This window comes from Streptosporangium sp. NPDC005286, from assembly GCF_040607515.1.
Lineage (GTDB): Bacteria > Actinomycetota > Actinomycetes > Streptosporangiales > Streptosporangiaceae > Streptosporangium.
This window is the reverse complement of the sequence record NZ_JBEXGU010000016.1, coordinates 31,382-44,085: the sequence shown is the minus strand read 5'-3', so window position 1 is coordinate 44,085 and position 12,704 is coordinate 31,382. Positions and strand designations below refer to the sequence as shown.

Annotated in this window: 15 protein-coding genes; 11 read left to right on the top strand and 4 right to left on the bottom strand. The window is 70.8% G+C overall.

Features of this window, described 5'->3' with window-relative positions; all coding sequences use genetic code 11:
• Positions 1-17: 17 nt before the first annotated feature.
• Complete coding sequence (locus ABZU75_RS08940) at positions 18-836, bottom strand: PIG-L family deacetylase (protein WP_355551051.1); 819 nt, start codon at positions 834-836, stop codon at positions 18-20.
• A gap of 263 nt (positions 837-1,099) precedes the next feature.
• On the opposite strand from ABZU75_RS08940, the gene ABZU75_RS08935 reads away from it, so the two are divergent.
• A complete protein-coding gene (locus ABZU75_RS08935; protein WP_350958732.1) occupies positions 1,100-1,420 on the top strand; it encodes a plasmid stabilization protein in 321 nt (106 codons plus the stop codon).
• A gap of 106 nt (positions 1,421-1,526) precedes the next feature.
• On the opposite strand, the gene ABZU75_RS08930 is transcribed toward ABZU75_RS08935, so the two are convergent.
• Genes ABZU75_RS08930 through ABZU75_RS08920 form a run of 3 tightly spaced genes read right to left on the bottom strand, consistent with a single transcriptional unit; the run spans position 1,527 to position 3,309 of the window.
• The gene (locus tag ABZU75_RS08930) at positions 1,527-2,495 is read right to left on the bottom strand and encodes a carbohydrate kinase (RefSeq protein WP_355551048.1); all 969 of its coding nucleotides are present in this window, start codon (positions 2,493-2,495) and stop codon (positions 1,527-1,529) included.
• Positions 2,492-2,767 carry a hypothetical protein gene (locus ABZU75_RS08925; protein ID WP_355551046.1) on the bottom strand — a complete coding sequence of 92 codons (276 nt, stop codon included), beginning with the start codon at positions 2,765-2,767 and terminating at the stop codon, positions 2,492-2,494. The genes ABZU75_RS08930 and ABZU75_RS08925 overlap by 4 nt, the downstream gene beginning before the upstream one ends.
• Positions 2,734-3,309: a substrate-binding domain-containing protein gene (locus ABZU75_RS08920; RefSeq protein ID WP_355551130.1), complete on the bottom strand. Its 576-nt coding sequence runs from the start codon at positions 3,307-3,309 to the stop codon at positions 2,734-2,736. The genes ABZU75_RS08925 and ABZU75_RS08920 overlap by 34 nt, the downstream gene beginning before the upstream one ends.
• 334 nt (positions 3,310-3,643) lie before the next feature.
• Between ABZU75_RS08920 and ABZU75_RS08915 the strand changes: the two genes are divergently transcribed.
• The 10 genes from ABZU75_RS08915 to ABZU75_RS08870 all read left to right on the top strand — a co-directional run bounded on the left by ABZU75_RS08915 (position 3,644) and on the right by ABZU75_RS08870 (position 12,692).
• Positions 3,644-4,417 carry an FCD domain-containing protein gene (locus ABZU75_RS08915; RefSeq protein ID WP_355551044.1) on the top strand — a complete coding sequence of 258 codons (774 nt, stop codon included), beginning with the start codon at positions 3,644-3,646 and terminating at the stop codon, positions 4,415-4,417.
• 396 nt (positions 4,418-4,813) lie between these two features.
• On the top strand, positions 4,814-5,350 hold the full coding sequence (locus ABZU75_RS08910) for a MaoC family dehydratase (RefSeq protein ID WP_355551042.1): 537 nt from the start codon (positions 4,814-4,816) through the stop codon (positions 5,348-5,350).
• The gene (locus ABZU75_RS08905) at positions 5,347-6,381 is read left to right on the top strand and encodes an LLM class flavin-dependent oxidoreductase (RefSeq protein ID WP_355551039.1); all 1,035 of its coding nucleotides are present in this window, start codon (positions 5,347-5,349) and stop codon (positions 6,379-6,381) included. Before ABZU75_RS08910 ends, ABZU75_RS08905 begins: the two co-directional genes overlap by 4 nt.
• Positions 6,378-7,598 carry a CoA transferase gene (locus ABZU75_RS08900; RefSeq protein WP_355551037.1) on the top strand — a complete coding sequence of 407 codons (1,221 nt, stop codon included), beginning with the start codon at positions 6,378-6,380 and terminating at the stop codon, positions 7,596-7,598. The genes ABZU75_RS08905 and ABZU75_RS08900 overlap by 4 nt, the downstream gene beginning before the upstream one ends.
• Positions 7,595-8,980, top strand: coding sequence for an MmgE/PrpD family protein (locus ABZU75_RS08895; RefSeq protein WP_355551035.1), 1,386 nt, complete (start codon positions 7,595-7,597; stop codon positions 8,978-8,980). Before ABZU75_RS08900 ends, ABZU75_RS08895 begins: the two co-directional genes overlap by 4 nt.
• Complete coding sequence (locus ABZU75_RS08890; protein ID WP_355551033.1) at positions 8,977-10,191, top strand: RidA family protein; 1,215 nt, start codon at positions 8,977-8,979, stop codon at positions 10,189-10,191. Before ABZU75_RS08895 ends, ABZU75_RS08890 begins: the two co-directional genes overlap by 4 nt.
• Positions 10,188-10,688: a MaoC family dehydratase N-terminal domain-containing protein gene (locus ABZU75_RS08885; RefSeq protein WP_355551031.1), complete on the top strand. Its 501-nt coding sequence runs from the start codon at positions 10,188-10,190 to the stop codon at positions 10,686-10,688. Before ABZU75_RS08890 ends, ABZU75_RS08885 begins: the two co-directional genes overlap by 4 nt.
• A complete protein-coding gene (locus ABZU75_RS08880; protein WP_355551028.1) occupies positions 10,685-11,146 on the top strand; it encodes a MaoC/PaaZ C-terminal domain-containing protein in 462 nt (153 codons plus the stop codon). The genes ABZU75_RS08885 and ABZU75_RS08880 overlap by 4 nt, the downstream gene beginning before the upstream one ends.
• Complete coding sequence (locus tag ABZU75_RS08875; RefSeq protein ID WP_355551026.1) at positions 11,143-12,291, top strand: acetyl-CoA acetyltransferase; 1,149 nt, start codon at positions 11,143-11,145, stop codon at positions 12,289-12,291. Before ABZU75_RS08880 ends, ABZU75_RS08875 begins: the two co-directional genes overlap by 4 nt.
• The gene (locus ABZU75_RS08870; protein WP_355551024.1) at positions 12,288-12,692 is read left to right on the top strand and encodes an OB-fold domain-containing protein; all 405 of its coding nucleotides are present in this window, start codon (positions 12,288-12,290) and stop codon (positions 12,690-12,692) included. Before ABZU75_RS08875 ends, ABZU75_RS08870 begins: the two co-directional genes overlap by 4 nt.
• Positions 12,693-12,704 lie beyond the last annotated feature (12 nt).

Genomic DNA, 12,704 nt, shown 5'->3' with positions numbered 1-12,704 from the left:
CGTTTCCGGCCGGCGCGCTAACGGAGACCGTCGAAGAGATCGTCCTCACGGTCGGCTGCGGCCGGGACGCGGTTGAGCCGGCGGATGAAGGACTCCTGCGCGAACGCCCGGTGCTGGGCCTCGGCGGGCATGCGCAGCAGGAAGATGTTCTCGCCCTGGCTCGCGTGCGCCTCCAGCGCCTTGCGCTTGCGCTCCACCTGGTCCGCCACGTCGACCACGGCGGTGATCTGCTCCTCGGGGACGCCGAAGTCGTCGGGAAGCTCCAGGTCCTCGGGGGCGGCACCGGTCGAGCGGAGATAGGCGAACATCTCGGCGATCCGCTCGCGGGGCACCGCCGTGTAGTAGAGCTTGCCGGGAATCCCGCTGGCCTCGGTCGCGGCGACCGCGATCCGGTGAGCCTGGATGTGGTCGGGATGGCCGTAGCCGCCGTTCTCGTCATAGGTGACGACGACCTGCGGGCGGTAGCGCTCCATCAGCGCGACGAGCCGGCCCACGGCCTGCTCGAACGGCGCGTTGGCGAAGGCGTCCTCGGCCTCGTTCCCGGCCCAGCCGACCATGCCCGAGTCTCGGTAGCCGAGCAACTCCAGGTGGGAGATCCCAAGGTGGGCCGCCGAGGCGCGGAGCTCCTCCAGCCGCAGCGCGCTCACCGCCGCCTCGTCATGGCCGGGCTCCCCAGGCTTCGCCCCGCCGGGCGCGTCGCCCTGCTCGCCGTTCGTGCAGGTGACCAGGACGGTGCGGATGCCCTCGTCCGCGTATCTGGCGAGGATCCCGCCGGTCCCGATCACCTCGTCATCGGGATGAGCATGAACCGCCATCAACGTCAGCCCGTCACTCACCGACACCGCCCCCTTCGTAGGAAAACCCAGCGAACCGCCTCACCTTACGACGCCTCACCGACAGTTCGAACCGACGGTCGCCCCGCCGTGAGCCCGGAACACGACATCGCTCTTCGCGGGACCGTCCCCACGTGCACGGGGATGGTCCCGGCATGGGCATCGTCAAGAGTCGGTCTGGGACGGCGGTGATGCCGGTGTCAGGCGGGACGGCGCGGGTAGCGGAGTGGTAAGGCAGAAGTGAACGATGCGAAGAGGTGATCGCCATGCCGCGTGGTTCCAGTTCCAAGCGTGAGCGGCAGTACAGGCACATCAAGGAGAGCGCGCGACGGCGCGGGGAGAAGGAGAGCCGGGCCGAGGAGATCGCGGCCCGTACGGTCAACAAGGAACGCGCCCGCGCCGGGGAGTCCCGCACCGCGAGCCGCACCTCGACCCAGGACATCTCCTCGTCCCGGCGCGGCGGACTGCGCTCACGCTCCGGAGCCGGTGGCCGCACCAAGGAGCAGCTCTACGCGGAGGCCAAGCGCCGCAACATCAAGGGCCGCTCGACCATGAGCAAGGCGCAGTTGGAGAAGGCTCTCCGCTGAGGATCCGGCGGACGCGTCCCGCGCTCGGAGCCTCATGGCGACCGGGGCGACGGGCCGCGTCCGGCCGGACCTGTTTTCGGCCACCGATCGGCCCCCACCGCCCGCGCTACCTATTTGCCGTGCGTCGGTACCGACGGTCCGGGTCCTGGGCGGCCCGTAGTTCGGCGCGGGTGGGCGGGTTCGCTCCCGCGCGTTCGCAGGTGAGGCCCGCCACCATGACCGCCTGGTCGAGGACTCCGGTCAGTTCCGCCTCGGACAGCTCGCCGATCAGGGCCGGGGTGGCGCGACCGCCCCGCAGCAGCCCGTCGAGCAGACCGGCGGTGAAAGCGTCTCCGGCACCGACGGTGTCCACCACCTGGACCGGGATCGCCGGTCGCCGGAGCGCGTGGCCGCCTCGGGTCAGCCCCAGGCAGCCCTCGCCGCCGTAGGTGACCACCGCCAGGTCGGGGCCCAGGGCCAGCCATCCCTCGGCCACCTCGCTCGCCTGCCGCTCCGGGTAGAGCCAGCGCAGGTCCTCCTCGCTCACCTTGACCACGTGGGCGAGGGCCACGTACCGCTCGATGAGCGGGCGCGCGGCGGCAGGGTCGTCGAGCAGGGCGGGCCGGATGTTCGGGTCGTAGCTGATCAGTACGTGGCCTTCGGCTCTCGCCCGCGCGACGGCGTCGGCGATCCGGTCACCGCCGGGCGGCCGCCAGGCGGCCACGGACCCGGCGTGGATCACCTGGGTCTCCGCCGGCAGGTGCGGCTCGCCGTCCCGCCACTGCCAGTCGGCGGTGCCCTCGACGTGGAAGTCGTAGGCGGCCTGACCCGCCTCGTCGACGGAGACGATGGCGAGGGTGGCCGGCTCGCTGGCCGGAACCGCCCAGCGCAGGTCCACCCCGTTCGCCGCGGCGTGCGCGCGCAGCGTCTGGCCCAGCACCCCCGACGAGAGGCGGGCGACGAACGCGGTGGGATCGCCCAGGCGGGCCAGGCCGACCGCGACGTTGAGCGGGCTGCCCCCCGGATGCGCGGTGTAGGTTCGGCCGTCGTCCTCCGCGACCATGTCGACGACCGACTCGCCGATGACGCTGATCACGGCGTGCCGTCCGGTGCGTGGGCCGCCGATCCCGGCCGGTCCGTCACGGTGGGAGGGGTTGCGAGCTGGTCGGCCACGTCTCTCCAGGAGTCCTTGAACATGCCGTACGCGGTCTTGATCTCGACGCCCACCGGGAGTTCCGGGCATTCGTTCTCGCCGTTCGTCCCCCAGTTGACCCAGCCGGACTGGCGCCGCTGGACGATCTGGAAGGCTCCGGAGGGTGCCGCCGTCCACCAGATCATCGCCCGGGACAGCTCGGAATGGAACTCCACGGTCTTGGAAGCCGGTCCCGGGAAGATCGTCTCATCAAGGGCGACCGCCTCGAATCGGCCACGCCCTCGGGGCTGCCGTCCACGCCGGTGACCTTCACCTGCTTCGACTTGCCGGCCTGCTCGACCGCCAGGACCGCACCCAGCGCGGACGGGTCGTTCATGCCGAAGATGCCATGCACGTCCGGGGAGGCGGTGAGCATGTCCGTCGTGACGGCCAGTCCCGAGGCCCTGTCGTTCTTGGAGGCCTGCTGGCCGACGACCTTGATGTTCGGGTAGTTCTTCAGAGCGTTGTCACAGCCGGTGATCCGGTCACGGATCGTCTGGATCGGCGTGCCGTCGACGAGCAGGACGTTGCCCTTGCCGCCCATCTCCTTGAACAGGTAGTCGCAGGACCGCTCGCCCGCCTGCACGGCGTCGGTCATGATGACGGCGTCGGCGCCCTTGGCCGGGATGTCGACCGCGATGACGATGACGCCCGCCTGCTTGGCCCGCTCGATGCCGTTCTCGTCGACCGCGCTGATCACACACGCATGGGCACGGATGCCTCGGCCACCACCGGCCGAGGCGGTGTCACTCGACCCCGGCGAGCCGCGACTAAAGGTCAGACTGTTTGAGGGTCAAGCAGTGTCGTTCCGCCCGCAACGACATCTCTCCGGGGGCGGCCTGGATGACGGCCCATGTTCCCTGGCCGGGCGTGCGATCGCGTGCTCCGCTCTGCCCTGGTCCAGGTATAGTCGATGTCTGATGTATTCCTGATCAGAGGCATGATCACAGAGTTGGGGGCCGACCGGCCACGGACAGGACCGGCTCGTTCGCCGACGGCTCCCTCCGCGGGACGGCACGGACCGCCAGACGATCGGTTGAGAAGGCGAAACCATGGGGCAGGGCAGCACGCCGTCCACGGCGAGACAGAACGACGCCACGCGCGCGACTCCTTCGGCGGCACCGTCCCCGCTACCGGTCAGCCGGCTACGCCCGGCGTACCAGCAGGTCGCCGACCAGTTGCGCGAGCTGATCCTCAACGGCTCGCTCACCTCAGGACATCGTCTGCCTCCCGAGGCCGATCTCGGCGGCGACTTCGGGGTGAGCCGGAGCACCGTCCGCGAGGCGCTGCGCGTTCTCGCCTCGCAGGGTCTCGTCAGGACGGTTCGAGGCACCACCGGCGGAACCTTCGTCTCCCATGTCGAGCCGGACCAGGTCAGCGACTACCTCGAGACCAGCATCGGCCTGATGTCGGGCTCGGACACCCTGACCCTGGCGGACATCCTGGAGGCGCGCGAGATGCTGGAGGTCCGCGCCGCCGGGCTCGCGGCGAGGCGCCGCGAGCCACGACATGTCGACGCGCTGCGAGCCGCCATGGAGCGCGAGAAGCACAGTCGCGGCCGGAGCGTGAAGTTCAACGAGCACCGGCACTTCCACGGAATCATCATCGAGGCGACCGGCAACGGCCTGCTGACCGTGATGACCGAGCCGGTCTTCCGGGTCCTGCAGTCACGATTCCTCAGCCCGGACGTGCCGCGCGAGTTCTGGGCGCAGGTCGACCGTGAGCACGAAACGATCGTGGATCGCATCGACGCCGGCGACGCCGAAGGCGCCGCCGAGGCCATGCAGGTTCACCTGAGCAGAATCCGCGACGCCTACCACGACTGAGCGAAGGTCCCGGCGAGCGTTTCCGGCCGGCTCCGCGCCGCACGAGCGTGCGTCGGGGCGGACTTCACCGCGCCGGGACCCGCGAGGCCGGTACGCCCGGCGCGTCCTCGCCGATCCATCCCCTCCGGCTTCCGCATGCCCGGGGGCTAAGGCCCGCTTAAAATATCTGATGTATTCGCCACAGGCGTTTTCCCCGACGCTCTGACCGTCGGATGTCAGGGCGCGCCCAGCCGGAAACACGAACGGCGATCACCGCTGCCCTGCCTGTTGAACGACGTGCGCAGCACCTCACACCGGCGGCACCAGGGACGTCGGACACCTTAGACAAGGTCACCGCATTGCCCTACGCTTTATACGTCTGACATTATCTACCGACGCGAGCATCCGGGGAAGGCGATGGCGATCAAAGAGGGATGGAAGGGCCGCTTCTTCGAGGACTTCGAGGTGGGTGACGTCTACCAGCATCCCCTGGGCCGAACGGTCACCGAGTCCGACAACACGTGGTTCACGTTGCTGACGATGAACACCAACCAGATGCACTTCAACACCGAGTACGCCAAGCGGTCCGAGTTCACCAGGCCGCTCGTCGTCTCCACCCTGACCGTGGCGATCGCGGTCGGGCAGAGCGTCACCGACATCACCCAGAACGCGTTCGCCAACCTGGGCTGGGACGAGATCAGGATGACCCACCCGGTCTTCGCGGGTGACACGTTGTACAGCGAGTCGCTCGTGCTGGAGAAGCGGGAGTCCGGCAGCCGTCCCCACGCGGGCATCGTCACCGTGCGCACCCGGACGCTCAACCAGGACGGGGACGAGGTCTGCTCGTTCAAGCGCACCTTCTACGTCTACAAAAGGGGAGCGCCCCAGCTGGAGGGCCTTTTCCCCACCGGCAAGAAGCCGCTCACCGGTGACCAGGGGCCGTCCCAGGCATGAGGATCACTTTCGCCCCCTGGGGTGAGTCCCTCGGGGAGCTGATGGAGGTGGCCCGCAGAGCGGAGGCCGCGGGCGCCGAGGTCATCTGGGTTCCCGAGCTGCATCGCAGCGCCACCGTCACCGCGGCGGCTCTCGCGACGGCCACCAGGCGGGTCAGGATCGGCACCGCCATCGCGCTCGCCTTCACCCGCAGCCCGATGACCACCGCCCTGGAGGCGCTCGACATCGACGAGCTGTCGGACGGGCGCTTCGTCCTGGGTCTGGGAACCGGTGTGCGGCGGCTCAACGAGGACTGGCACAACGCCCGCTTCGGCAAGCCGTCCGGGCACATGAGGGAGACCGTCCGGAACATCCGCCACTTCTGGGAGACCTGCACCACCGGCGCCGAGATCGCTCTCACCGGCGAGTACGAGCCGATGCGGATGCGGGGCTACGCGCGGCCCTTCGGGGTGCGGCGGACGGACATCCCGATCTACCTGGCGGCGATGGGACCGGTGATGACCCGGCTGGCCGGGGCGATCGGCGACGGCTGGATCAGCCACGAGCTCTGCTCCCCTCGCTACCTGGACGAGCTGGTTCTGCCGGAGCTGGAGGCGGGGATCGCCCGGGTCGAGGGCAAGAGGCGCGCGGACCTCGACGTCGTGGTGTCCGCCTGCTGCTCCGTCGCCGACGACCGGCGGACAGCCGTCCGCCGCGTGTCGGGGGTCGTCGGCTTCTACGCCAGCGTCCGCACCTACGCCGACTTCTTCGGCTTCCACGGCCTGGCCGACCAGCAGCGGGCGGTCGTCGACGCGTTCCGGCAGGGCCGGGGCGCGGACTACCTCGCCGGCTCGGTCTCCCCGGAGATGGTCGACGTGCTCACCATGACCGGCACCCGCGACCAGGTGGCCGAACGCATCGCCGGTTACGCGGGGAAGGCCGATTCGGTGAAGCTCAGCCCGCCGACCCACGGGCTCACCGCCGCCGAGATCCGCGCGGCTCAGAACGAGATCCTGTCGCTCATGGCAGACATCGCAGGGAGCACCCTTTGAAGCCTCTGGAAGACATCCGGATCATTGCCGTCGAGCAGTACGGGGCCGGCCCGTTCGGCAGCGTGCACCTCGCCGATCTCGGCGCCCAAGTGATCAAGATCGAGGACCCGAGGGTGGGCGGTGACGTGGGCCGCTACGTGCCGCCGTACGGCGAGGGGGAGGACTCGCTCTTCTTCGAGACCTTCAACCGCAACAAGCGCAGTCTCTCCCTCGACCTGTCCTCGGCGGCCGGGCGCAGGGTCTTCGAGGACCTGGTGAAGGTCTCCGACGTGGTCTACTCCAACCTTCGCGGCGACGTCCCGGCGAAGATCGGTATCACCTACGACGACCTCAAGCAGCTGAACCCGGCCATCGTCTGCTGCTCGCTCACCGGTTTCGGGATGACCGGCCCGCGCCGTAAGGAGCCGGGCTACGACTATGTGCTCCAGGGCCTGGCCGGTTGGATGGATCTCACCGGCGAGCCCGACGGGCCGCCCACCAAGTCCGGGCTCTCCCTGGTCGACTACTCCGGCGGGCTGGTCGCCGCCCTCTCGCTGCTGGCCGGCGTGCACGCGGCGCGGCGCGACGGGACGGGCATGGACTGCGACGTCAGCCTGTACGACACCGCGATCGGAATGCTGACCTATCCGGCGGCCTGGCACCTGAACGCGGGCTTCACCCCGGTCCGAACCCGTCATTCGGCCCACCCCTCGCTGGTGCCGTTCCAGGCGTTCGAGGCCGGCGACGGCTGGCTGGTCGTCGGCTGCGCCAAGGAGAAGTTCTGGGCGCGGCTCGCCGAGGTCGTCGGCCATCCCGAATGGGCCGAGCCGGACTCCCCGTACGGTTCGTTCGCGGGCCGGCAGCGAAACAGCGTGGAGCTGCTGGGACTCCTGGAAGAGATCTTCCGCAGGCGTACCGTGGCCGAGTGGCTGAGGGTCCTGTATCCGGCCTCGATCCCCTGCGCTCCCATCAACGGCGTCGCGGCCGCGCTGGAGGAGGAGCACACCAGGGCGCGCGGGTTACGGGTGACCACCGAGCACCCCAGGTTCGGTACGGTCGAGCAGGTCGCCTCACCGGTGCGGGTCGGCGGTGAACCGCCGACCTATCGTCGTGCCCCGCTCCGCAACGAGGACTTCGACCTGGTGGTCCGTGACATCGTGGGATACGACGACGCGACGATCGACGAGTTGAAGGCCCAGGGCGCGTTCGGCGAGGTGACCGAGGCGGCCACGCGATGATCGCCCGGGAGCTGGCCCGGTGGGCGCTCGGTCTGACCGACGTTCCGGCCGCGGCCCGCCAGGCCGCCGTCCGGCACCTGCTCGACGGCGTCGGCACCGCGCTCGGCGCGTACCGGACCGGAGCCGCGACCCCCGCGCTGACCGTGGCCCGAGACCTGGGCGGCCCCGATGAGGCGACGGTCCTCGGCACCGGCCACCGGCTCTCGGCACCCGCCGCGGCCCTCGCCAACGGCACCCTCGTGCACGCCCTCGACTTCGACGACACCCACGCCGGCGGCCTCGTGCACGCAACCGCCGTCGTCCTGCCCGCGGCGTTCGCCGTCGGCGAGCAGGTCGGCGCGTCGGGCCGGGAGGTGCTCACCGCTGCCGTGGCGGGGTACGAGACCGCCTGCCGGGTGGCCGCCGCCGCCCCGCACGGATTCCACGCGCGTGGCCTGCACGCGACGATGGTCGCGGGCGTCTTCTCCTCGGCTCTGGTCGCCGCGCGGCTGCTCGGCCTGGACGTCGCCCAGGCCACCAACGCGCTGGGGATCGCGGGCAGTCAGGCGGGCGGCCTGCTGGCCTTCCTCGGCACCGGGGCCTCCACCAAACAGCTCCATCCCGGGTTCGCCTCGCAGTCGGGCATCATCGCCGCCCGTCTGGCGGCGGCGGGTGCCACCGGACCGGAGACGGTGTTCGACGGTCCGCACGGTGTCTTCGACGCGCTCGCACAGGGCGGCGTGGACCCGCACTCGATCGTCGCCGACCTCGGTGACCGGTGGGAGACCACCCGGATCGGCATAAAGCCCTACGCGGCCTGCCAGCTGTCGCATGCCACCATGGGGGCGACCCTCGACGCGATGGCGCGCGAGCCGTTCGGCCCCGAGGACGTCTCCGAGATACATGCCCAGGTCCACCCCGACTCCGCCTCGGTGGTCTGTGACACCTCCCGCGACCTGCTGCGACCGGCGAGCGCGTACGCCGCGAAGTTCTCGCTCCCCTGGACCGTCGCGGCACTGGTCGTCGACCGGGGGGTGAGCCTGGACACCTTCGAGCCGCATTCGATCGCCCGGGCCGAGGTGAGCGAGCTCGCCGCCCGGGTCCGCTGGGACGTCACCGAGCCCTCGGGGCTCGTGGCCGCCGATGCGCCGGGGCGCGTCTCCATCAGGCTCCGCGACGGCCGGGTCGTCGAGGGTTTCGTGCGGCGCAGCGAGGGGGGCGGGGTCAACCCGCTCGGCCGGGACGCGCTGGTCGCCAAGTTCGAGGGCAACGTGGGAGGCCGGGCGAGTGGGCTCGTCGACGTCGTCGAGGCGCTCGACGAGCAACCGGATCTCACCGCCGTACTGAGTGCCGCGGCCGCCGCCGCAGCCGAGTTCGCCCAGCGCAGTCAGGAGCAGAGATGACGTTGCGAGCTGTCAGACCCGCCGAGTTCCCCTGGTTCCCCTACGAGGACTTCACCTTCTGCCTCGGCCTGTCCGAGGGCGACAGCGCCTGGTCGTCCGGGCACAGCGCGGCCGCACGGGACGAGGCGCTCGGCAAGATGGTCGTCTCCGGCACCATGGAGGAGCAGGCGCGGATCGCCTACCGGAAGGTGCTGACGATCATCGAGGCCGCCGGTCTCGGCCCGGACGACGTCGTGCACGTGACGGAGAACGTCACCCTCGCGGGCCTGCCCGACTACGAGGCCGCGGCCGCCGTGCGCGGGGAGGTCTTCGGGGCGCACCGGCCCACGCTCTCCACGGTGGTGGTGGAGCGGCTGGTCCGCTCGACCGCGTTGCTGGAGATCGAGATGCGTGCCGTCCGGGGCGGCGGCACCGAGCTGCCGGCCGCCGGCGAGCGGCGGGAGGCCGGTGTGCGGGCCGCCTCTCCGGTGCGCGAGGGGCATGACGGCACGGTGTACCTGCCGACCGTCGTACCCGTCGGTGAGTCGGGTGACATCGTCTCCCCCGGCGACTTCGTGGGCCAGTACGCGTACTGCCTCGACCGGGCGGACGCGCTGCTGCGCCAGGCCGGCCTGTCCCTGGACAACGCCGTGACCACCTACGACTACTCGACCCCGGCCTCTCGCGGCGTCTATCGCAAGAGCCACCGGGTGCGTAAGGAACGGCTCGGCGGAGCGGGGGTGTACCCGGGAGCCGGGGGCATCCTGATGAGCCGCCTGCACCACCCGGAGTCCATGGTCGCGATCGACGTCACCGCCTCCAGGCATCCGCTGGAGCTGGTGAACCCGGGCTGGTCACGGTATGACACCCTGACGTACTCGCCGGGCGTCCGGGCCGGCCGCACGCTGTTCATGTCCGGTTTCGCGGCGCTGGACATGGAGACCCAGCAGGCGCTCCACCCGGGCGACCTGCGGGCGCAGGCCGAGGAGACCTACGGGGCGATCCTGCACCTGCTCTCCCATGCCGGTCTCGGTCCGGAGAACCTGCTCTCCATCGTCGAGTTCTGCGTCGAGTCGGCCCTGCCGGACTACCGCGTGGTCGCGCCGGTCCGTGAACGCCTGCTCTCGCCCCCGTGGCCGGCCTCGACCGGAGCGATCTGCAAGGAGTTGCTCCGTCCCGAGTTCCTGCTTGAGGTGTTCCCGACCGCTCTCTACCCGAAGGACCCGTCGTGACGCTGCTCACCGAGGAGATCCGCGCGCTCGTCGGGCGCAGGCGGGTCTACACCGCGCCGGAGGAGCTCGGCCCCGCCGCGTGCAGGTACTTCGGCCTCGCCGTCGGGGACGACAATCCGCTGTACTCCGATCCCGAATACGCGCGCGCCCAGGGACTGTCCGGGGTGACCGCGCCGCCCACCCTGATCTGCGAGACGAACCAGTACGCCGGCCTGCCGATGGGCCCCGACGGCGACGCCGGGCACAACTGGGGGATCGAGATCCCGGGCACCCGCAAGGTCCGCGGCGGCAACTCCTACGTCTTCCACCGCCGGATCCGCCCCGACGACGTCGTCACCGCCACCTGGGAGATCAAGGACGCGACCGAGAAGACCACCAGGTCCGGCGCGAAGATGCTGATCATCACCTCGCGGGCGGCCTACACCGACCAGCACGACGAGCTGCTCGCGGAGAACGAGGAGACCATCATCTTCGTATCGCTGGGGGCCGGGGCATGACCCACGAACCCGGGGAGGTCGTCCCCCCGCTCGAACGCAAAGTAGGGCTCGCGAACATGGTCGCCTACGCCGGAGCCACCTGGGACTGGTACCGGCTGCACTACGACTCCGAGTTCGTCGCCAGGCAGCAGGTTCCCGCGCCGGTCGTCGACGGCCAGGTGTTCGGTGCCCTGCTGGTCGAGCAGATCCAGGACTGGCTCGGTCCGCGGTGTTTCGTGCGCGAGCTGGACTTCACTTTCAAGGCACTGGTCTTCGCCGAGGAGACCGTGCGCTGCGAGGGCACGGTCTCCGAGGTCGGTGACGACTTCCTGGTGCTCAGCCAGCGGGTGGTCGTGGTCGGTGCCGACGGCGAGGTCGACCGGGTCGCCGCAGGTCCCGCGCGCGCCCGGGTCCTGCTCGGTGTCGCCGACGGGCCAGGGGCGAGACTCGGCGGCGCCGGCGGACCGGAGGCGAGATGAGCACCGGTGTCGCGATCGTCGGGGCCGCCGAGTCGGATCTCGGGGTCACCAACCGGTCGATTCTCGGTCTGCAGGCCCAGGCGATCGGCCGGGCGCTCGCCGACGCGGGGCTGACCCTGCGTGACGTCGACGGGCTGGCGACGACCGGGGTCTCCCGGTTCTCCGCGACCCAGCTCGCCGACCACTTCGGTCTCCAGCCGCGCTGGACCGACTCGACGTACGCGGGCGGCTCCGCCTTCGAGATGTTCGTGGCGCGGGCGACCCAGGCCATCCAGGCGGGTCAGGCCGAGACCGTCGTGATCAGCTTCGCCTCCAACCAGCGGTCGGCCCGCTCCCGCTCTCTCGGGGGCGTGGTGGAGGAGCACACGCCGGAGGCCCAGTTCGAGACGCCGTACGGCCCGCTCTATCCGCTCTCGTACTACGCGATGGCCGCGCGACGCTACCTGCACACCGGCGGCGGGACGCGGGAGCAACTCGCCGAGGTCGCCGTGGCGGCGCGGGAGTGGGCGCTGCTGAACCCCGCCGCGTTCCGCTACGGCACCCGGTCGCTGACCGCCGAGGAGGTGGTCGGCTCCACGACGATCTCCAGCCCGCTGACCGCTCTGGACTGCTGCCTGGTCACCGACGGCGGCGGCGCGGTCGTGCTGACCTCCTCCGAGCGCGCGAGGGACCTGCGCAGGAAGCCGGTCGAGGTGCTCGGGTACGGCGAGCGCACCACCAACACCTCGATGACCGCCGTCGCCGATCTGACCGTGACCGGCGCGGTCGGCTCCGGCGCCGACGCGTTCGCGCGGGCCGGCGTCACCCCGGCCGACATCGACGTCGCGCAGGTCTACGACTCGTTCACGATCACCGTGGCGCTCACCCTGGAGGCGCTGGGCTTCTGCGGCCGGGGCGAGGCGCTGGACTGGATCGCGGACGGCAGGATCCGCCCGGGTGGCGACTTTCCGCTCAACACCTCGGGCGGTGGCCTGTCCTACTGCCACCCCGGCCAGTTCGGGGTCATGTTGCTGATCGAAGCGGTGGCGCAGCTGCGCGGCGAGGCCGGTGACCGGCAGGTTCCCGGCGCGCGTCTCGCGCTGGCCCACGGTACGGGAGGAATCCTGTCGACGCACGCCACCGTGGTGCTGGGGGTGGAGGCGTGATCGCCCCCGAGGTTCCGCCGCCCGACGAGATCACCCTGCCCTGGTGGGAGGCGACCAGGGACCGTCGGCTGCTGGTGCAGACCTGCGCCGGCTGCGCGGGGACGCAGCACCCGCCGCGCGCGCTGTGCGTGCACTGCGGCTCTGAGCGGCTGAACTGGAGCACGTCGGCCGGGGCCGGCGTGGTGGACTCGTTCACCGTCGTGTACCGGGCACCGCGCCCGGAACTCGACGTTCCCTACGTCATCGCCCGCGTCCGGCTGGCCGAGGGGGTCATCCTGCTCACCCGGCTGGAAGGCCGGCCGGAGGAGGAGTGGCGCATCGACGACCCGGTCCGGCTCACCTGGGTGGACCTGGATGACGGACGCGCCCTTCCCGTCTTCGTTCCCGCCGGCGTTTCCTGAACAACGGAGTCC